Source organism: Pseudomonas sp. 43(2021), from assembly GCF_017490805.1.
In the GTDB taxonomy this organism is placed as follows: Bacteria; Pseudomonadota; Gammaproteobacteria; order Pseudomonadales; family Pseudomonadaceae; genus Aquipseudomonas.
Genome location: NZ_JAFGYJ010000011.1, coordinates 142,855 through 163,604, shown reverse-complemented (window position 1 = coordinate 163,604; position 20,750 = coordinate 142,855). Strand labels below are relative to the sequence as shown.

Below are 20,750 nucleotides of genomic sequence, written 5' to 3'. Positions count from 1 at the left end.
GGTTTGGGGTTGTATTTGAGAGGTGCCTGCCTTGGGTTTGGTGGGGTGCGGAAATCGAGCGCCGCCCGCGCGGCGCTTCGCGGGACAAGCCCGCTCCCACATTTGTTGCAACGTGCCGAACCTGTCAGGCCATGGTTGCCAGCCATGGTGGGGCAACTGGATTTCTGGATTTGCATTGCTGCCGCCCCACCTGCCTCAAGTCCTGCACCAGGGCTGACAACGCCTCTCCCACAGGCATGGCCACGTTGCAACAAATGTGGGAGCGGGCTTGTCCCGCGAAGCGCCGCGCGGGCGGCGCTCGATCTCAAAACCACCGCAAACCTTTCGGCATGCACCTGTCAGCCGCTACTGGCCAGCCCGACATACACATCCGGCCAATACTCAATCGCCCCGGTTCAACCCCACTTCCATGTCATTGATCAGCGCCTTGGCCATGGCACTGAGAATCCGCGCAGCGCTGCCGGCAATCTTGTCGCCCTCCATCTCGGCCTCTTCGTTCAGATGCTTGATGCAGCCGATCAGGACCGACAATTCATCGAATGCCAGATCGAGCGGAACGCCCGACTCTACCCGGTACAGCTCGAGAAATTTTTCCACGCCAGCGGTGGTGCGGGATTTGAGATGGTCGCTCATGCCTTAGCCTCCTGCGCTTCTATGTGAGCCAACAGAGCGTGCAGCAGCCCGGTTTGGCTCGACATTTCTTCTAGGCGGTTGGAACGCAAGGCCGGGACTTCGGCGTCGAGGTATAGAAGGATGGTGTTGGAGAGAATGTCCATGACCTGGGTGGCCTGGGACTTGGCGGCTTGGTAGGTAAGGTCTGTAGCAGATGGATCAGGTACGAGGTTAGTCATAGTCATCTCGGAAGTAGTCTAAGAGGCAACCCCAGAATTTCGGGCTTCTCACACCCGGTCGCCAGTTTCGACGACGCTGCAACGTTATCTCCGAGGTATGTACTTGCCTATCAGACGGCATCCGACTGAGCTCGTAGGATAATTCCCAATGCCCGGCCACCTGAAGCATTTGGTTTCAGGTTCAGATTCTTCTTACAGCTGATGGCCTCTTCGCGGGCACAGGCATCCTTGGAAGAATCAGGCCACCTCAGCCCCATCATCCGGCCAATGCGGCTCATTGGCCCCCGGCGGGGTCAGCGGTGGCAGCCCATAGGCCGCCCGTGCATCGTCGCAGCTGGGGTTATGCACCCCACCCACCCACGACGCCTCGAACTCGCGGCAGGGGCTGGAACGGTTGGCGTAGATGGTACACGCCACCTCCTGGCCGATCTCGCCCTGCAGGCTGATGCAACGGCAGGGTTTGGCATCGGTGCCGATCATGGCAACACGGGTGGGGTTGATCTGTACCACCAGGTCGTCCGGCACAAGGCCCCCGGCAGACTGGCATTCGCCCCAGAAAAAGGACACACGGAAGTACCCGCAGCAGGCGCCGCAGTCAAGGCAAGGGTTGTATTCGGACATGATGGCACGGAGGGAAGGTTGTTGTTATCGGGGCTGGCCCGCAGCGCCATTTTCAATCCAAGCCGGGGCGCCTGGATAGAGGGGGAATGCAAAAATATTTGCCGCTGATCCGGCAATTGAGCATGGACGACCAGCGCCTTCGCCGGCCGCCCGTTCAAGTTAGCGTAATGCCTTGTAGGAAGTGACATCCCAGCGCTGCAAGCCAAGGCCTTCGGTCGGGTCATAGCCATCACCACACACCTTGCTGAAGTGTGTGCGAGCCTCGCCGCAATGCACCAGCCGGTCGTCCTTTTCGCCCTCGGTCAGTACGGTATACGACTCGCTGCGCATGGCCTTGTACTGCCCTTCGGCAGCAGCCATGACCCTGTGGTATTGCATCAACTGGTTGTCGCTCAGGCACAGGCGCTTGTCCAGCCCCACACCCCAGCGGGTCAGGCAGACCTCGGCAAAATGGCGAACGATCAACCCTGGCTCCACCTGTACCTCACCGCCACCCGCACCGTCGACCGAGGCATTGCCCACCAGGGTGGCATGGCGGCCTGGCATGGGGTAGATGCAGATCCGCGTATCCGGTTCGACCGAGGGGATCACACAGGCAAAGCCTTTCGATCGCTCGTCCCGCGAATAGAAACCCACGTACTCGCGAACATTGCCCGCCAGGATTACCCGCTGGCTTTGCAGGTTGCCGATGCCCGGCACCGGGTCGATGGCGAAGATATTGACGGGTATGTCCCGCAACACAGGGTCCTGCGCCATGGCGTTAGCCAGCATGTGGCAACTGATCCCTCCCCTGCTCCAGCCCACCAGGTTCACCTGGGTCGGCAAGCGTGGTTTGCGGAACATGCTGATGATGCGCTCCTGCAACTCCTGCGGTGTTGGATGGCGCTCGCCGTAGTCGTAGGTACGCCAGAACCAGGAGGCAGTGGAAGACACATCCGGAATGGGTACGCCGGCGTCCTTCAGGCGCTGGTACTCCTCTTCGCTCAGCTTGGTGCGCTGCCAGCTGCTTTCACCCTTGATCACCTGCAGCACATGGTTGACGTTCTCTTCCCAGCCGCGGCCGAACAACTGGCCGGTCCAGTTGAAGTAGCCGCCGGGCTCGACGAACAGGTTGTCGTCCTGGAGGTTGCCGCTGCCGGGGCCGTCAACGGCGATCCAGTGGGCGAATTCGCGGCCCTGGTCATTGCTGGCCAGGGTCGAGACCAGCTCGCCATTCCAGAAGTTGGGGTTGGCGTCGTCGAAGCGGTGGGAACCGGTGCCGCAGAAATAGGCAGTGAAGACACTCATTTGTGGGTCTCTGTGGTGAGAAATGAGTGCTGAAGGTAGGTAGATAAATCAGTGGGATGCAGGTGGAAAACTCGCCTTAGTATCAGTCGGGGCTGCTTTGCAGCCCTTTCGCGACACAAGGCCGCTCCCACAGCTACGCCGCAATTTTCAAATGCTGCGCTGTACCTGTGGGAGCGGCCTTGTGTCGCGATGGGCCGCAAAGCGGCCCCAATAACTTACTTGCGGGTCAAACCATCAGCCCGGAACATCTGCCGGATCCCGCGAATCGCCTGGCGAATACGGTCCTGGTTCTCGATCAGGGCAAAGCGAACATGGTCATCACCATAATCACCAAAGCCGATCCCCGGCGACACGCATACCTTGGCCTCGGCCAGCAGCTTCTTGGAAAACTCCAGCGAACCCAAGTGCGCATACTCCGGCGGGATCTTCGCCCATACGTACATCGAGGCCTTGGGGTTCTCGACCATCCAGCCCAGCTCGTGCAGCCCTTTCACCAGCAGGTTGCGGCGCTGGCGGTATTGCTCGGCAATGTCGCGCACGCACTGCTGATCGCCTTCCAGTGCGGCAATGGCAGCCACCTGCAGCGGGGTGAAGGTGCCGTAGTCGTGGTAGCTCTTGATCCGCGCCAGGGCGCTGACCAGCTCGGGGTTGCCGACCATGAAGCCGATCCGCCAGCCGGCCATGTTGTAGCTCTTGGACAGGGTGAAGAACTCCACCGCGATGTCCTTGGCCCCCGGCACCTGCATGATCGACGGGGCTTTCCAGCCGTCGTAGACGATGTCGGCATAGGCCAGGTCATGTACCACCAGCACGTTGTACTGCTTGGCCAAAGCCACCACGCGCTCGAAGAAGTCCAGCTCCACGCACTGGGCGGTGGGGTTGGACGGGAAGCCGAGGATCATCATCTTCGGCTTGGGAATCGACTCGCGGATGGCCCGCTCGAGTTCGTTGAAGAAGTCCACACCCGGCACCAGCGGCACCGAACGCACCTGGGCACCGGCGATCACTGCCCCGTAGATATGGATCGGGTAGCTGGGGTTGGGCACCAGCACCGTGTCGCCCTGGTCAAGGGTGGCCAGCATCAGGTGCGCCAGGCCTTCCTTCGAGCCGATGGTGACGATGGCTTCGCTTTCCGGGTCGATGTCGACCTCGTAGCGTTCCTTGTACCAGTTGGATATGGCCCGACGCAGGCGTGGGATACCGCGGGAGGTGGAATAGCCGTGGGTGTCTTCACGCTGGGCGACCTGCACCAGTTTCTCGACGATGTGCGGCGGGGTGGCGCCATCGGGGTTGCCCATGCTCAGGTCGATGATGTCCTCGCCACGGCGGCGGGCAGCCATCTTGAGCTCGGCAGTGATGTTGAAGACGTAAGGGGGGAGACGATCGATGCGCGCAAAGCGGCGCGGCGAACCTGGGTTGGCCATGGCTTCCTCTGAGTACGTAAGCGCCCGGAACCGTCCGAGCGACGTTGGCCGATGTGGCGGCCTGGATCAGAAGATAGTGCCGAAACAGTATGACTGTAAAGGACAATTTCCTGTTTTGTTAGAATTTTTCAGATGTATTTTTTGAAAATTTCAAATTTATATTTCAGGTCCGGCCTCTTCGCGGGTAAACCCGCTCCCACAGGGGACGCACCAAGCTCAAATCCTGTGCACGAACCTGTGGGAGCGGGTTCACCCGCGAAAGGGCCAGCACAGGAAAAAACCCATAAAAAAACCCCGGCACAATGGCCGGGGCTTTCGTGTAACAGGCAGCAGTATCAGCGTGCGTAAGTCATCAGCACGTCCGCAGCGGTCTGGCTGTCCACACCCATCATCACGCTCAGGGCAGTGACGGTGAGGATGGAGAAGCCGAACACCTTGCGGGCCCACTTGCTGTCGTCCTCGGCCTTGTAGCCACCCCAGGCCATGTACAGCCAGTACAGGCCCATGGCTGCTGCCACGGCCAGGTAGCCGAGGCCGGCGTAACCGCCGAGGGTAAGCATCAGGGTTGCGAGCACGAAGGCCAGCACGTACAGCACGATCTGCTTCTTCGCCGCGAGGATGCCGCGAGCCACCGGCAGGACCGGAATGTTGGCAGCGCTGTAATCCTTGAAGCGGAAGATCGCGATGGCGAAGCTGTGCGGCATCTGCCACAGGCTGAACATCACCAGCAGGGTGACTGCAGCCAGGTCGAAGCTGTTGCTCACGGCGCAATAGCCGATCACCGGAGGCATGGCACCAGACAGGCTGCCGACCAAGGTGCCGTGCACCGATTTACGCTTCAGCCACAGGCTGTAGAAACCGACGTAGACGATGAAGCCTACAGCAGCGCAGAACGCCGACAGCGGGTTGGCCTGGACATACAGCAGGCTGAAACCCGCCACCCCGAGCAGGGTGGCGTAGATCAGCGCGAGGGGCAGCGACATGCCGCCCTGGACCATGACGCGGTTCTTGGTGCGCTCCATCTTGTGGTCGATGTCACGGTCGATGCAGTTGTTGAACACGCATCCGGACGCAACCACCAGCGAAGTACCGATCACCACCGCCAGGAACAGGGCGAAATCCACATGGCCCTTCGAGGCAAGGAAGAAACCGCCTGCCACGGAAAGCACGTTACCGAAAATGATCCCCGGTTTGGTGATTTGGATAAAGTGCTTAACGGACATGCAGTCTTACCTCACTTGGCCAACATTTCGAAGTGGATGCTGAACATGATCCACAGCGACAGGCCGACAAGCAGAGCGATCACCAGAGCGGTGAACAGGAACGTCGACACGTTGCTACGTTGCTCTTTCGAGCGGTCCATGTGCAGGAAGTACACGAGGTGTACGACTACCTGGATCACGGCCATGGCAACAATGATCAGAACGGTCAGGTTCTTCGGCAGGCTTGGCGACATGGCCAGGCCGAACGGGATCGCAGTCAGGATGATCGACAGGATGAAGCCGATCATGTACGACTTGACGCTGCCGTGGTTACCTTCGTGATGAGTGTCGTGTGCGTTAGCCATTACAGAACTCCCAGCAGGTAGACGACGGTGAATACGCAGATCCAGACCACGTCCAGGAAGTGCCAGAACAGGCTCAGGCAGCTCATGCGGGTCTTGGCGGTCGGCGTGATGCCGTGCTTGTTGATCTGGTACATCATGACTGCCATCCAGATCAGGCCGGCGGTCACGTGCAGGCCGTGGGTACCTACCAGGGCGAAGAAGCCCGACAGGAAGCCACTGCGGTTCGGGCCGAAGCCTTCGCCGATCAGGTGATGGAATTCATAGATTTCCATCGCGATGAAGCCTGCACCGAACAGGAAGGTCACAGCCAACCAGCCCAGTACGCCAGCTTTCTTGCCATCGAACATCTTCAGCATGGCGAAGCCGAAGGTGATCGAGGACAGCAGCAGGAACAGCGTTTCAACAGCTACGAAATCGAGCTGGAAGATGTCATGACCCGACGGGCCGCCGGCAAAACTGCCGGACAGCACCGCGTAGGTGGCGAAGAGCGACGCAAACAGGATGCAGTCGGTCATCAGGTACAGCCAGAAACCGAGTACGGTCATCTGGCCCGAGTCGTGGTGGTGGTCGTCATGCCCATGGTCGTGACCATGAGCAGCACCGTGCATTACTTGACTGGACATTGATTACACCCGCTCAAACGATTCGACACGTGCGCCGGCAGGCAGAGCACCTGCTTTGGCCAGCGCTTTCATGCGCTCGCCTTCGATGCGCGCCACTTCTTCGGCCGGAACCATGTAGCCCTGGTCGTCACGCGCAGCGTGGCGAACGAAGACAGCGATGGTTGCAACCAGGCTCGCGCCAACCAGCCACCAGATGTGCCAGATGAAGGCGAAGCCGAAGACGGTCAGGAACAGGCCCATGAACAAACCGGTGGAGGTGTTGCTCGGCATGTGGATCGCTTCGTACTTGGCCGCAGGCTTGTAGGCGACACCGGCTTCCTTGGCTTCATGCCAGGCGTCCAGGCCAACCTTCTCAGGCATGTGGGCGAAGTTGTAGAACGGAGGTGGCGACGAAGTCGACCATTCCAGGGTGCGGCCGCCCCATGGGTCGCCGGTCACGTCCAGGTTCTGGTTGCGGTCGCGAACCGATACGTACAGCTGGATCAGCTGGCAGGCGATACCGAACAGGATCAGCACGGCGCCGACAACGGCTACGTACAGGTAGGGTTCCCACAGTGGGTTGTCGGAGTGGTTCAGACGACGGGTCATGCCCATGAAGCCCAGGGCGTACAGCGGCATGAACGCAACGTAGAAGCCCGAGATCCAGAACCAGAAGGCAGCCTTGCCCCACTTCTCGTTCAGGGTGAAACCGAAGGCTTTCGGGAACCAGTAGGCGAAGCCGGCGATGTAGCCGAATACCGCACCACCGATGATCACGTTGTGGAAGTGAGCAATTACGAACAGGCTGTTGTGCAGCACGAAGTCAGCACCTGGAACAGCCAGCAGAACACCAGTCATGCCACCGATGGAGAAGGTGATCATGAAGCCCAGGGTCCACATGATCGGCGCGGTGAAGCGCAGACGGCCCTGGTAGATGGTGAACAGCCAGTTGAACAGCTTCACACCGGTCGGAATGGAGATCAGCATCGTCGCCAGGCCGAAGAAGGTGTTGACGCTGGCGCCGGCACCCATGGTGAAGAAGTGGTGCAGCCATACAGCGAAGCCCAGCACGGCGATGGCGCCCGATGCGTAGATCATCGAGTGGTGGCCGAACAGACGCTTGCCTGCGAAGGTGGAGGTAACTTCCGAGAACACGCCGAAGGCCGGCAGGATCAGGATGTAGACCTCAGGGTGACCCCACGCCCAGAACAGGTTGACGTACATCATCGGGTTCCCACCAAGCTCGTTGGTGAAGATGTGGAAGTCCAGATAACGGTCAACAGTCAGCAGAGCGAGTGCAGCGGTCAGGATCGGGAAGGAAGCCACGATCAGCACGTTGGCCCAGGTGCAGGTCCAGGTGAAGATCGGCATGTCCATCAGCTTCATGCCAGGGGCGCGCATCTTCATCACGGTGACGAGGAAGTTCACGCCGGTAAGCGTCGTACCCAGGCCTGAGAGCTGTAGCGCCCAGATGTAGTAGTCGACACCCACCCCAGGGCTGTACTGAATGCCCGCGAGCGGCGGATAGGCAACCCAGCCGGTCTTGGCGAATTCACCAACGCCCAGCGAGATGTTGACCAGCAGCACGCCTGCCAGCAGCAGGTAGAAGCTCAGGGAGTTCAGGAACGGGAAGGCAACGTCACGTGCACCGATCTGCAGAGGAACCGCCAGGTTCATCAGGCCGGTGAAGAACGGCATCGCCATGAAGATGATCATGATCACACCGTGAGCGGTGAAGATCTGGTCATAGTGTTCAGGCGGCAGGTAGCCTTCGGAGCCACCGGTAGCGGCAGCCAGCTGGGTACGCATCATGATGGCGTCGGCAAAGCCGCGCAGCAGCATGACCATCGCGACGATGATGTACATCACCCCGATCTTCTTGTGGTCGACAGTCGTCAACCACTCGGTCCACAAGTAGGTCCACTTGCGGAAGTAGGTGATAGCACCGACGACAGCGATACCACCGAGCGCGATCATGGCAAGCGTCACCATGACTATCGGCTCGTGATAGGGTATCGCCTCCAGGCTTAGTTTACCGAACATCTCTTACTCCTCTGCACCGGCAGCTGGTTGCATACTCGATTCCACACCCTTGGTAGTGGCCAGATCTTTGCTGCCTGCTTCTTCGTGGCTCGGACGACCGCGGTTCATGCCTTCGTACTTGTCGACGATCAGCTGGAACTGGTCAGGCGAAGCCTCGCTATACAGCGCGACTGGGTTGTTTTCGCTTGGTTTGGCCAAGGCGTCGTATTCGGCCTTGTCCAGCTTCTTCGGCGACTGCTTGACCTCGGCGACCCACTTGTCGAAGTCTTCCTGGGAGGTGGCAGTAGCCTTGAATTTCATGCCGGTGAAGCCAGCACCGCTGTAGTTGGCGCTGATACCGTCGAACTCGCCGTTTTCGTTGGCGATCAGGTGCAGCTTGGTGGTCATGCCGGCCATGGCGTAGATCTGGCCGCCCAGGCCCGGGATGAAGAACGAGTTCATCACGGCATCGGAAGTGACGCGGAAGTTGACCGGGGTGTTAGCCGGGAAGACGATCTTGTTGACCGTGGCAATGCCCTGCTCCGGGTAGATGAACAGCCACTTCCAGTCCAGCGCGACCACGTCGATCTGCACTGGCTTCACATCGGAATCCAGCGGACGGTACGGGTCCAGCTTGTGGGTGGAGTGGTAGGTGAAGTAGCCCAGGGCGATGATGATCAGGATCGGGATGATCCACACCGCGGCTTCGATCTTGGTCGAGTGCGACCAGTCGGGGGTGTAGGTGGCAGCCTTGTTGGAAGCACGGTACTTCCAGGCGAAAACCACGGTCATGATAATGACCGGAATCACCACCAGCAGCATCAGGCCGGTAGCGATCAGGATCAGGTTCTTTTGCTCAATGCCGACCTGGCCCTTCGGGTCGAGCAGGGTCCAGTTGCACCCACTGAGTAAAAGCATGCCTAAAAAGGGCAATATGCCAAACAGTCTGGGGTAACGCTTTTTACTCATCTCACGACCTCTAGATCAGCTTGCTTCAATGCAATTTGTGTTTTGGTAGCCAACACTTCGTCCTGCCAAGTGAGGCATTTCACGCCCGTACTCGCTCCTGCCCGGGGTCTGACTGCAGGACCTAGGCGTGAAGCGAGTTAGCGGTGCTTATGGTTTCGTAGGCAACAGGCCTGTACTTCAGACCAAGTCCATTTGGTGCGGGAAAACGCGGAGGGGGGTCCGCCCGGTATCGCCGTTGGGCGAAACTTGACGAAGTCAGCAAAAAGGAGCGCTGGGGCTTCCTTCAATCCTGCGACTTGCAAGCAGTGCCGAACGGAAATTGGGGGCGATTGTAGATAGGTCGCCAACCCTTGACTATGACTTATTGAGCAACAGTCTTTTACAGAATCTGCAACAATACTGCTCAAAAACTCAACTTCGCGACAGTTTGTCGCACCCCGCTTGCTAGGCCCCAAAGCCGCATTCTGCAAGGCCTCCGGGTTGATCTGGATCAAGCGGGGAGCAAATTTCCCCTCTTCTCATGCGGCGCAAAAGACCCCATGCAATTCGGGACTTTTGTCTAAGCCCGGCGTCGGTTGCGATAGATCCCGAGCGGAACCAGGACGGCCGTCAGGACGAACGCAACCAGCGCCCATTGCGCCAGAGACAAACCGAGGATCGGCGGGTACGGCGTGCTGCAGAAGCCGTCGACCTGGAACACCAGCGGCCAGAGCTTGGCCAGCGGCAGGTCGTCCACGATCGGTTGCAGGGTGTCGATGCCGCAACTGACCATGGGGTTGGCGAGTATATACACATGGTTGCCGGCCGCAACGATTCCGCCAATGGCGCTGAGCACCACCAGTGCCTCGAAGAAGGTCAGGCTGCGGCGCCCGGGCATCGCCGCGGCGAGGAAGGCGAACACGGCAATGAACAGCAGCGCATAACGCTGCAGGATGCACAATGGGCAGGGTGCCTCGCCCAGGACTATCTGCATGTAGAGGGCGCCACCGATCAGCGAAATGCAGATCAGGCCCAACAGCACCAGAAAGCGCCGTTCCCGATTCAGGCGCGATGTTTGTTCGTTCATTGCCGGTTCCTTCGATGGATAGTGGCAGCGTGGTCCGCCTGCCTGGGCGCAAGTCTACACGCTGGGCAGGGCCTTTGAGCGTGCCGAGGAAGCGGCGTGATGGCGCTGCTGGGCTATCCGGTGTGGCTGAGACCGGCCGCAACGACGTCGGTTCAACGTCGGGCGGCAAAAAACGGCTGCCGGGTGCCGCGCAGGAGCAAGCCCCTCGACACCCGGGAGTGAAGGATACCGTGATTAAAGGACGATTAACGATGAAAGCTGCACTGGCGCTTTCATCTCTCCTTTATATAGGCAGGAAGGTGAGGTGCGGCCCAGCGGCCGGGATAAATATTCTGTAAGCCTGTACCGGCCTCTTCGCGGGTAAACCCGCTCCCACAGGGCCCCCACAAGGTTCAAAACCTGTGCGATCACTGTGGGAGCGGGTTCACCCGCGAAAGGGCCGGTACAGGCGCTACATCACTCCAGCGCAGCCGCCGGCCCGAAGAACTCGTAGCGGCTCTGCTGCTCTGGCACACCCAGGCCCTTCAGCTGGCGCTTGACCGCCGCCATGAAACCCTTGGGCCCGAGGAAGTAGGCATCCACGTCACGCTCCTGCGGCAGCCACTCGGCCAGCAGGTCCTCGCTCAGCAGGCCTAAGGCATCAGCTGCGGCGCCACCCTGCGGTTCGGCATAGCAGTAGAAGCGCTTGAGCTGCGGGTGACGCGCGGCCAGCTCGTCGATCCAGTCGCGGAAGGCATGCACGGCACCGTTGCGCGCGCAGTGAATGAAATGCACCTCACGCTGGGTTTGCAGTGCCGCCTGCAGCATTGGCAGGGTCGGGGTAATCCCCACGCCACCGCTGATCAGCACCAGCGGCTTGTCGCTGGCAACCAGGGTGAAATCGCCAGCCGGCGGGAACAGCTGCAGGGTATCGCCCACCGCCAGTACGTCGTGCAGGTAGTTGGAGACCTTGCCGCCCGCCTCGCGCTTGACGCTGATGCGGTATTCCTTGCCGTCGCACAATGCCGACAGGGAATAGTTACGGCGCTGCTCGGCACCGTCGATGTCCAGCTTCAGGCCGATGTACTGGCCAGGCTCGGCCTTGAGCACCGGCTTGCCATCCACCGGGGCAAAGTAGAACGATACGATTTCGCTGCTTTCCTGCTCACGGCGTACCAGGCGGAATTCGCGGGTACCGCGCCAGCCACCTTCGGCCTCTTCCTTCTGTTTATAGAGATTCTCTTCGGCACCGATCAGGATGTCGGCCAGCTGGCCATAGGCCGCGCCCCAGGCATCTATCACGGCGGGGGTGGCGATTTCCTTGCCCAGCACTTCTTCGATGGCGCGCAGCAGGCAGCTGCCGACGATCGGGTAGTGCTCGGGCAGAATCTGCAAGGCAACGTGCTTGTTGATGATCTGGCCGACCAGGCCGCCAAGCTGCTCCAGCTGGTCGATGTGGCGGGCATACATCAGCACGCCGTTGGCCAGGGCGCGCGGCTGGTCACCACTGGCCTGGTGGGCCTGGTTGAACAGCGGACGCACTTGCGGGTACTCGCTGAGCATCATCTTGTAGAAGTGGGTGGTCAGCGCTTCGCCGCCGCTTTCCAGCAGGGGGACAGTGGCCTTGATGATTGCACGTTGTTCGGCATTGAGCATTGCAACAACTCCTGAGCCTGTGGCTTCGAATGACTGCCTCGGTCATTACATCAACCGTGCCAACTTTTATCTCCAGCAAAATCAGGCAGTTGACACCGATCATGTCAAAACGACCCACCCCGGCGTATAGTCATATCGACTTACAGGAGTCAATATGACCACAAAGCCGCTGCTCACCACCCTGCTGCCCTTGGTCAGCGACCTGTCCCGCGACCTGCCCGACCAGGAACGCTATCGCCGCCTGCTGCAGGCCATGCGTGGGTTGCTGCCCTGCGATGCCGCCGCGCTGCTGCGCCTGGACGGCGAGTGGCTGGTGCCGCTGGCAGTGGACGGCCTGAGCCCCGATACACTGGGCCGGCGCTTCCGGGTCAGCGAGCACCCACGCTTCCAGGTTCTGCTCAGCAGCCCGGAACCCACTCGCTTTGCCAGTGACTCCGAGCTGCCCGACCCTTACGACGGCCTGGTCAACACCCCCGATGCCAACCTGGAAGTACATGACTGCATGGGCTGCCCGTTGATGGTTGACGAACGCCCTTGGGGCCTGGTTACCCTCGACGCCCTCACCCCGGGGCAGTTCCAGAGCCTGGAGCTGGGCGCCCTGCAGGCCTTCGCCAGCCTGGCCGCCGCCACGGTCACCGTGGCCGAGCGCATCGAGCACCTGGCCCTGCGCGCGGAAGACGAGCACCACCGCGCCGAGATCTACCGCCAGGCCAGCGGCCAGGATAAAGAGCTGATTGGCCAGAGCCCTGCGCACAAGCGCCTGGTGGAGGAAATCCGCCTGGTCGGTGGCAGCGACCTGACCGTGCTGATCACCGGTGAGACCGGCGTTGGCAAGGAATTGGTGGCCCAGGCCCTGCACCAGGCCAGCAACCGCGCCGACAAACCGCTGGTCAGCCTCAACTGTGCCGCCCTGCCCGACACCCTGGTGGAAAGCGAACTGTTCGGCCATGTGCGCGGTGCCTTCACCGGTGCCCATGGCGAGCGCCGTGGCAAGTTCGAACTGGCCAATGGCGGCACACTGTTCCTCGACGAAGTCGGTGAACTGCCGCTGACGGTGCAAGCCAAGCTGCTGCGTGTGCTGCAGAGCGGCCAGTTGCAGCGCCTGGGCTCGGACCGCGAGCACCGGGTGGATGTGCGCCTGATCGCAGCCACCAACCGCGACCTGGCAGCAGAAGTACGCACTGGCAACTTCCGCGCCGACTTCTATCATCGCCTCAGCGTGTACCCGCTGCACGTGCCACCGTTGCGCGAACGTGGGCGAGATGTGCTGCTGTTGGCCGGCTACTTCCTCGAACAGAACCGTTCGCGCCTGGGCCTGAACAGCCTGCGCCTGAGCAGCGAAGCCCAGGCCGCGCTGCTGGCCTACGACTGGCCAGGCAACGTGCGTGAACTGGAACACCTGATCGGTCGCTCGGCGCTCAAGGCGCTGGGCCAACACCCTGACAGGCCACGCATCCTTACCCTGGAAGCCATCGACCTGGACCTGCGCGCAACGGCAACGCCCGGCATCCCGCCCTCCCCTGCCGCGTCCTTGCAGGCAGCACCGCTACCCGAGGGGGGGCTGCGCGAAGCCGTCGACGCCTACCAGCGCCAGGTGATCGATGCCTGTCTGCAGCGGCACGAAGGAAACTGGGCAGCGGCTGCCCGGGAACTCGGCCTGGACCGGGCCAACCTTAGCCGCCTGGCCCGTCGGCTGGGGCTGCGCTGATTGAAACCAGCGCGGTACCTGTGGGAGGTGGCCCGGCCCTTTGGCCTGCGCTGTCGCATGAATAGCTGAACTTGCAAGCAATCCGCGTACCCTGTGGGAGCGGCTTTAGCCGCGAAGAATCCAACGCGGTGCATGGCACCGGCTGCGCCGGTGTTCACGGCTAAAGCCGCTCCCACAGGGGCCCGAGCATTCCTTGGCTCGGAGCAAAATGACTAAAGCCAAGCCCGAACAGGCCGATAACCGGTTACTCCCTGTTCCCCATGAAGGTCACCATGGCCACGCAAAATGCCCGCGCGGACTCGCTGTCCCTGCTGCTGTTCACCCTGCGCAGCGGCAAGTTGATGGCAATCAACCTGCTCAAGGTCAGCGAGATCATCCCTTGCCCGGCGCTGACCAAGCTGCCCGAATCGCACCCCCACGTGAAAGGCGTGGCGACCCTGCGCGGCAACCCGCTGTCGGTCATCGACCTGTCCCGCGCCATTGGCGAACGGCCGCTGGCCGACCCGGACGGTGGCTGTCTGATCGTTACCGAGATCAGCCGCTCGCGTCAGGGCCTGCATGTGCAGGCGGTCAGCCGCATCGTGCATTGCCTGAGCACCGACATCAAACCACCACCCTATGGCTCAGGCAGCCGATCGTTCATCACCGGCGTGACCCGGGTCGACAACACCCTGGTACAGGTGCTGGACATCGAAAAAGTCATCCATGCCATCGCCCCGCCGACGCCTGAGCCGCCTCAGCGCACCTTGAGCGAGGAAGACGCCAGCCTGCTGGCCGCAGCCAATATCCTGGTGGTGGATGACAGCCAGGTGGCCCTGCAGCAGTCGGTGCACACCCTGCGCAACCTCGGCGTCGAATGCCACACCGCGCGCAGCGCCAAGGACGCCATCAACGTGTTGCTGGACCTGCAAGGCACCGCGCAGGAAATCAACGTGATCGTCTCCGACATCGAAATGAGCGAAATGGACGGCTACGCCTTCACCCGCACCCTGCGCGAAACCCCCGACTTCCAGCACCTGTACATATTGCTGCATACCTCGCTGGACAGCGCCATGAGCAGCGAAAAGGCGACCCAGGCCGGGGCCAATGCCATCCTCACCAAGTTCTCCTCGCCGGAGCTGACCGATTGTCTGGTGGTGGCGGCGCGCGCCGTGGTGTTCGCCGAGCGTTGATATATTCGGAGACAAACTCCCCGGCTTGCCGCCGGGGACGAGTCGGGCATAATTCGCGCCCCTCGCAGGTAACTTGCCGGAATCGTGTATGAAGTTTCTCAGCTCTATCCTGATCAGTTGCGCCCTCTTCAGCGGTATTGCCCAGGCTTCCAGCAGCCAGGCCTGGAACGAGCAGCGCCAGCAGATGCTCAAGGCCTGCCTGGCCGCCAGCCAGTTCAAGGACGCACACGCCCGCAGCAAGCCTGCCGAGTTCGATGACCAGGTGGGCATGAGTGCCCTGCTGATCGAAGGCGTCTACCCCCAGAAGCACATGCAGCAGCGTACCGGCACCGAGTTGTGCCTGTACGACCGCCAGCACCAGCGCGCCTTTGTCAGCGAATGGAGCCCGGAAGCCAAGTGACCGACAACCTGCGTTTCGCCTGTACCGGCTGCGGCAAGTGCTGCACCGGCCACCACGTGCCCTTGACCCTGGCCGAAGCACGCCGCTGGGCGGACAACGCCGGCCAGGTGGTGGTACTGATCGAAGCCTTTGTGGCGGACGGCCCTGGCATGCCGGTAGAACAGCGTGATCATGTGCTGCGTCGCTCCCATCCCGTGCCCTGCGGCGACAGCGAGGCACGCGTATCGGTGACCTTTGCCGCGTTCAATCCCGGCCGCTGCCGCAACCTCGACGACAACGACCTGTGTACCATCTATGACCAGCGGCCGCTGGTCTGTCGCATCTATCCGGTGGAAATCAACCCGCATATCCCGCTGCGGCCGGACAGCAAGGACTGCCCGCCGGAAGCCTGGCAGCAGGGGCCGGATCTGATTCACGGCACGCAACTGGTCGATGCCGAACTGGAGGCGCTGGTGCAGGCCTCGCGCCAGGCCGACCGCGATGACATCGCCGCGAAGGTGGCGGTGTGCCAGGCGCTGGGGATGACCACCAGTGCACTCAAGGGCAACGGATTTACTGCCTACCTGCCTGACATGGGGGCCTTCCGCGCGGGTCTGGAGCAGGTACCGGAGGCTGGCCTGGCACAGTGGACCCTGCACGTGGAGGACGCGGCGCTGGTGGCGAGCTTGCAGGAACATGGTTTGCGCACCACCAGCGAGCCACCGGTGTATTACGCCTTTATAGGTTTTTAGCCAGTCATGACTTGCCTTGAGAACTTAGGTGCCTGTGAGATCGAGCGCCGCCCGCGCGGCGCTTCGCGGGACAAGCCCGCTCCCACATCTGTTGCAACGTGACCATGTCTGTTAGGCCATGGTTGTCAGCCTTGCTCGCATGAGTGGACTTCTAGGTGGGCATTGATGCCGCCCCACCTGTCTCAAGACCGCCACCAAGGCAGGCAACCATGGCCTGACAGGTTCGGCACGTTGCAACAGATGTGGGAGCGGGCTTGTCCCGCGAAGCGCCGCGCGGGCGGCGCTCGATCTCACAGCCACGAGAAAACTCAAGATATACACCTGCAAACGCCTCAAACTGACAGCGCTGTCAGCCAGCGGTCACGCTGCCGACCCGGTTCGGGGGCTATAAGATTGAATACAGCTCCCTTCCCTCCCCTCCGGCCAAGGTGCCCGCACCGATGCGACGTCCGTCCCGCCCTGTCCTCCTCGCCACCCTGGCGCTCCTCGTCCTGGCGGTAGCGGGTCTCTGGTTCGGCCAGCGCCAGCCCGCACCTGCCACCCGCGCGCAAACCGCCGTGCCGGTGCGCGTGGTCAGTGTCGTCCAGCAGAACGTGCCGCGCTATGCCAGCGCCATCGGTTCGGTGCTGTCGCTGCACAGCGTCGAAGTGCGCCCGCAAGTGGAGGGGGTACTGACCCAGGTGCTGGTCAAGGAAGGCCAGTGGGTGAAGGAAGGCGACCTGCTGGCCACCCTCGACGACCGTGCCATCCGCGCCAGCCTCGACCAGGCCCGTGCCGAACTGGGCCAGAGCCAGGCGCAGATCCAGGTCGCCAATGTCGACCTGCAGCGCTACCGCCTGCTGAGTACCGACAATGGCGTATCGAAGCAGACCCTCGACCAGCAGCAGGCCCTGGTCAACCGCCTGCAGGCCACGGTCAAGGGCAACCAGGCAGCCATCGCCAATGCCGAGGTGCAGCTGTCGTACACACAGGTCCGCTCGCCGGTGACCGGCCGGGTGGGTATTCGTAACGTCGACCCCGGCAACCTGGTGCGCACCAGCGATACCCGCAGCCTGTTCAGCGTCACCCAGATCGACCCGATCGCCGTCGAGTTCGCCCTGCCACAGCAAATGCTGCCGACCCTGCAGAGCCTGCTGAAGGCGCCCACCCCGGCGCTGGTGCAGGCCTATATGGACGCCGACGGCGAACGCAGCCTGCTCGGTGAAGGCCACCTGGCGCTGATCGACAACCAGATTTCCACCACCACCGGCACCGTGCGGGTAAAAGCCGAGTTCGACAACAAGGACGGCCGCCTGTGGCCGGGCCAGCTGGTCACCATTCGCCTGCGCACCGCAGTGGAAGAAAACGCCCTGGTAGTGCCGCCGCCGGTGGTGCAACGCGGCGTCGACGGGCACTTCGTCTACCGCCTGGACGGTGACAGGGTCACCAGTGTGCCGGTCAAGGTGCTGTACCAGGACAGCGGGCTGAACATCATTGCCGGGGTCAAGCCGGGCGAGCGCCTGGTGCTCGACGGCCAGTCACGGCTCAAGCCCGGTTCGCGGGTCGAAGTGGCCCCCGACGCCCCCGCCCCCTCGGAAATGGCTGACCGCCGGAGCCAGCCATGAACACGCGCAACGGTGTTTCGGCCTGGTGCATCGACCACCCCATCGCCACCTTGTTGCTGACCTTCGCCCTGGTGCTGCTGGGGGCCATCGCCTTCCCGCGCCTGCCGGTAGCGCCGCTACCTGAGGCAGACTTCCCGACCATTCAGGTGACCGCCCAGCTGCCCGGCGCCAGCCCGGAAACCATGGCCTCGTCGGTGGCCACGCCGCTGGAAGTGCAGTTCAGCGCCATCCCTGGCATGACCCAGATGACCAGCAGCAGCGCGCTGGGCTCGACCACCCTGATCCTGCAGTTCACGCTCGACAAGAACATCGACACTGCCGCCCAGGAAGTGCAGGCGGCGATCAACACCGCCACTGCGCGCCTGCCACAAGACCTGCCCAACCCGCCGACCTGGCGCAAGGTCAACCCCGCCGACAGCCCGGTGCTGGTGATGACCGTCAGCTCCAGCCAGATGCCCGGCAACGAACTCAGCGACTACGCCGAAACCCTGCTGGCGCGCCAGCTGAGCCAGATCGAAGGGGTGGGCCTGATCAACATCACCGGGCAACTGCGCCCGGCGATCCGCGTGCAGGCGCAACCCGAGAAGCTGGCGGCCATCGGCCTGACCCTGGCCGACCTGCGCCAGGCCATCCAGCAGACCAGCCTGAACCTGGCCAAGGGCGCGCTGTACGGCGAGCACAGCGTGTCGACCATCGCCGCCAACGACCAGTTGTTCCACCCCGACGACTACGCCCAGCTGATCGTCTCGTACCGTGACGGTGCTCCGGTGCACCTGAAGGACGTGGCCAAGGTGATCAACGGCGCCGAGAACGCCTACGTCAAAGCCTGGTCCGGCGACCAGCCGGGGCTGAACCTGGTGATCTTCCGCCAGCCCGGCGCCAACATTGTCGATACCGTGGACCGTGTAATGGCCGCGCTGCCCAAGCTGCAGGAGATGCTGCCGGCCTCGGTCGAGGTGTCGGTGCTGCAGGACCGCACCCAGACCATCCGCGCCTCGCTGCACGAAGTGGAGCTGACCCTGATGATCGCCGTGGCCCTGGTGATCGGGGTGATGGCGCTGTTCCTGCGCCAGTGGTCAGCGACCCTGGTGGTGTCCAGCGTGCTCGGCGTATCGCTGATTGCCAGTTGTGCGCTGATGTACATCTTCGGCTTCAGCCTGAACAACCTGACCCTGGTGGCCATCGTCATCTCGGTGGGCTTCGTGGTCGACGATGCCATCGTCGTGGTGGAGAACATCCACCGCCACCTGGAGGCCGGCGACGACAGCCGCACGGCGGCGCTCAAGGGCGCGGGGGAAATCGGCTTTACCGTGGTGTCGATCAGTTTCTCGCTGATTGCCGCGTTCATCCCGCTGCTGTTCATGGGCGGTGTGGTCGGCAGGCTGTTCAAGGAGTTCGCCCTTACCGCCACCGCCACCATCCTGATTTCGGTGGTGGTTTCGCTGACCCTGGCGCCAACCCTGTGTGCGCTGTTCATGCGCCGCCCGCCCGGCGAGCACAAGGGCGGCTTCGGCGAGCGCCTGGTCAGGTGGTACGAAAAGGGCCTGGACCACGCCCTCGCCCACCAGCGCCTGACCCTCGGCGTGTTCGGCCTGACCCTGGCCCTGGCGGTGGCAGGTTACGTAGGTATCCCCAAGGGCTTTTTCCCGCTGCAGGACACCGGCTTCATCCTCGGCACCAGCGAGGCGGCGGCGGATGTGTCGTACCCATCGATGATCGAGAAGCACCAGGCGCTGGCCAAGATCATCGAGGCCGACCCGGCGGTGCGCGCGTTCTCCCACTCGGTGGGCGTTACCGGCAGCAACCAGACCATCGCCAACGGCCGCTTCTGGATCGCCCTCAAGCCGCGTGGCGAGCGCGATGTGTCGGCCAGCGCACTGATCGACCGGCTGCGGCCCAAGCTGGCCCAGGTGCCGGGCATCGTCCTGTACATGCGCGCCGGCCAGGACATCAACCTCAGCTCCGGCCCGTCGCGCACCCAGTACCAGTACGTGCTCAAGAGCAACGACGGCATGGCGCTGAACCTGTGGACCCAGCGCCTGACCGAGCGCCTGCGGGAAAACCCGGCGTTGCGCGACCTGTCCAACGACCTGCAACTGGGCGCCAGCGTCACCCGCATCGATATCGACCGCCAGGCCGCGGCACGTTTCGGCCTGACCACCACCGATGTCGACCAGGCGTTGTACGACGCCTTCGGCCAGCGGCAGATCAGTGAGTTCCAGACCGAGACCAACCAGTACAAGGTGATCCTCGAACTGGATGCCCGCCAGCGTGGCAAGGCCGAAAGCCTCAACTACTTCTACCTGCGCTCGCCGCTGACCAACGAGATGGTGCCGCTGTCGGCAGTGGCTCATGTGGCGCCGCCCGGTACCGGGCCGCTGTCGATCAGCCACGACGGCCTGTTCCCGGCGACCAACCTGTCGTTCAACCTGGCCCCTGGCGTGGCCCTGGGCGATGCGGTGGCCATCCTTGAACGCACCCAGCGCGAGCTGGGCATGCCCGATTCCATCAGCGGCAACTTCCAGGGCGCGGCCCAGGCCTTCCAGAGTTCGCTGTCCAGCCAGCCATGGCTGATCCTGGCAGCACTGGTGGCGGTGTACATCATCCTCGGTGTGCTGTACGAAAGCTTCGTCCACCCATTGACGATCATCTCCACCCTGCCCTCGGCCGGCCTCGGCGCGCTGATACTGCTGTGGGCCATGGGCCAGGACTTCAGCATCATGGGGCTGATCGGCGTGGTGCTGCTGATCGGCATCGTCAAGAAAAACGGCATCCTGCTGATCGACTTCGCCCTCGAAGCCCAACGCCGCCATGGCCTGACGCCGGAGCAGGCGATCCACCAGGCCTGCCTGACGCGCTTCCGGCCGATCATCATGACCACCCTTGCCGCCCTGCTCGGTGCGGTGCCGCTGATGTTCGGCTTCGGCACCGGCGCCGAACTGCGCCAGCCACTGGGCATCGCCGTGGTTGGCGGCCTGCTGGTGAGCCAGGCGCTGACGCTGTTCACCACCCCGGTCATATACTTGGCCCTGGAGCGCCTGTTCCACCGCCGCCGGGCCGCCCGTGCGGCGGCGCCCAGTGCCAGTTAGGA

At 62.5% G+C, this 20,750-nt stretch carries 18 protein-coding genes; 6 read left to right on the top strand and 12 right to left on the bottom strand.

Annotation, left to right across the window (positions count from 1 at the left end):
- Positions 1-381: 381 nt before the first annotated feature.
- From J5M71_RS12385 to hmpA, 12 genes are all read right to left on the bottom strand, one after another.
- Complete coding sequence (locus J5M71_RS12385; protein ID WP_207832525.1) at positions 382-633, bottom strand: DUF3077 domain-containing protein; 252 nt, start codon at positions 631-633, stop codon at positions 382-384.
- Positions 630-851 (bottom strand): hypothetical protein, encoded by a 222-nt coding sequence (locus J5M71_RS12380; protein ID WP_207832528.1) that lies wholly within the window; start codon positions 849-851, stop codon positions 630-632. The genes J5M71_RS12385 and J5M71_RS12380 overlap by 4 nt, the downstream gene beginning before the upstream one ends.
- Before the next feature lie 237 nt (positions 852-1,088).
- Positions 1,089-1,472: a YkgJ family cysteine cluster protein gene (locus J5M71_RS12375; protein ID WP_063911285.1), complete on the bottom strand. Its 384-nt coding sequence runs from the start codon at positions 1,470-1,472 to the stop codon at positions 1,089-1,091.
- A gap of 159 nt (positions 1,473-1,631) precedes the next feature.
- A complete protein-coding gene (locus J5M71_RS12370; RefSeq protein WP_207832523.1) occupies positions 1,632-2,759 on the bottom strand; it encodes a hypothetical protein in 1,128 nt (375 codons plus the stop codon).
- Between the two features lie 215 nt (positions 2,760-2,974).
- On the bottom strand, positions 2,975-4,183 hold the full coding sequence (gene alaC / locus J5M71_RS12365) for an alanine transaminase (protein ID WP_087503060.1): 1,209 nt from the start codon (positions 4,181-4,183) through the stop codon (positions 2,975-2,977).
- Positions 4,184-4,518: 335 nt separating this feature from the next.
- Entirely contained in the window at positions 4,519-5,406 is an 888-nt protein-coding gene (gene cyoE / locus J5M71_RS12360; RefSeq protein WP_016484944.1) for a heme o synthase, read from the bottom strand.
- Positions 5,407-5,417: 11 nt separating this feature from the next.
- Positions 5,418-5,750 (bottom strand): cytochrome o ubiquinol oxidase subunit IV, encoded by a 333-nt coding sequence (gene cyoD, locus J5M71_RS12355; RefSeq protein WP_025337746.1) that lies wholly within the window; start codon positions 5,748-5,750, stop codon positions 5,418-5,420.
- Positions 5,750-6,373 carry a cytochrome o ubiquinol oxidase subunit III gene (gene cyoC, locus J5M71_RS12350; RefSeq protein ID WP_063911281.1) on the bottom strand — a complete coding sequence of 208 codons (624 nt, stop codon included), beginning with the start codon at positions 6,371-6,373 and terminating at the stop codon, positions 5,750-5,752. The genes cyoD and cyoC overlap by 1 nt, the downstream gene beginning before the upstream one ends.
- 3 nt (positions 6,374-6,376) lie before the next feature.
- On the bottom strand, positions 6,377-8,395 hold the full coding sequence (gene cyoB, locus J5M71_RS12345) for a cytochrome o ubiquinol oxidase subunit I (RefSeq protein WP_207832521.1): 2,019 nt from the start codon (positions 8,393-8,395) through the stop codon (positions 6,377-6,379).
- Between the two features lie 3 nt (positions 8,396-8,398).
- The gene (gene cyoA, locus J5M71_RS12340) at positions 8,399-9,343 is read right to left on the bottom strand and encodes a ubiquinol oxidase subunit II (RefSeq protein ID WP_015268993.1); all 945 of its coding nucleotides are present in this window, start codon (positions 9,341-9,343) and stop codon (positions 8,399-8,401) included.
- A 559-nt stretch (positions 9,344-9,902) separates the two neighbouring features.
- Positions 9,903-10,409: a disulfide bond formation protein B gene (locus J5M71_RS12335; RefSeq protein ID WP_207832518.1), complete on the bottom strand. Its 507-nt coding sequence runs from the start codon at positions 10,407-10,409 to the stop codon at positions 9,903-9,905.
- Between the two features lie 456 nt (positions 10,410-10,865).
- Positions 10,866-12,044 carry an NO-inducible flavohemoprotein gene (gene hmpA, locus J5M71_RS12330; RefSeq protein ID WP_207832516.1) on the bottom strand — a complete coding sequence of 393 codons (1,179 nt, stop codon included), beginning with the start codon at positions 12,042-12,044 and terminating at the stop codon, positions 10,866-10,868.
- A gap of 154 nt (positions 12,045-12,198) precedes the next feature.
- Between hmpA and norR the strand changes: the two genes are divergently transcribed.
- The 6 genes from norR (at position 12,199) to J5M71_RS12300 (ending at position 20,748) form a co-directional block, all read left to right on the top strand.
- The gene (gene norR, locus J5M71_RS12325; protein ID WP_207832514.1) at positions 12,199-13,752 is read left to right on the top strand and encodes a nitric oxide reductase transcriptional regulator NorR; all 1,554 of its coding nucleotides are present in this window, start codon (positions 12,199-12,201) and stop codon (positions 13,750-13,752) included.
- Positions 13,753-14,024: 272 nt separating this feature from the next.
- Positions 14,025-14,924: a chemotaxis protein gene (locus J5M71_RS12320; protein ID WP_207832512.1), complete on the top strand. Its 900-nt coding sequence runs from the start codon at positions 14,025-14,027 to the stop codon at positions 14,922-14,924.
- A gap of 88 nt (positions 14,925-15,012) precedes the next feature.
- Complete coding sequence (locus J5M71_RS12315; RefSeq protein WP_025337739.1) at positions 15,013-15,324, top strand: hypothetical protein; 312 nt, start codon at positions 15,013-15,015, stop codon at positions 15,322-15,324.
- Positions 15,321-16,055 (top strand): YkgJ family cysteine cluster protein, encoded by a 735-nt coding sequence (locus J5M71_RS12310; protein ID WP_207832510.1) that lies wholly within the window; start codon positions 15,321-15,323, stop codon positions 16,053-16,055. The genes J5M71_RS12315 and J5M71_RS12310 overlap by 4 nt, the downstream gene beginning before the upstream one ends.
- A gap of 440 nt (positions 16,056-16,495) precedes the next feature.
- The gene (locus J5M71_RS12305) at positions 16,496-17,659 is read left to right on the top strand and encodes an efflux RND transporter periplasmic adaptor subunit (protein ID WP_207832508.1); all 1,164 of its coding nucleotides are present in this window, start codon (positions 16,496-16,498) and stop codon (positions 17,657-17,659) included.
- Entirely contained in the window at positions 17,656-20,748 is a 3,093-nt protein-coding gene (locus J5M71_RS12300) for a multidrug efflux RND transporter permease subunit (RefSeq protein WP_207832506.1), read from the top strand. Before J5M71_RS12305 ends, J5M71_RS12300 begins: the two co-directional genes overlap by 4 nt.
- Positions 20,749-20,750: the final 2 nt, after the last annotated feature.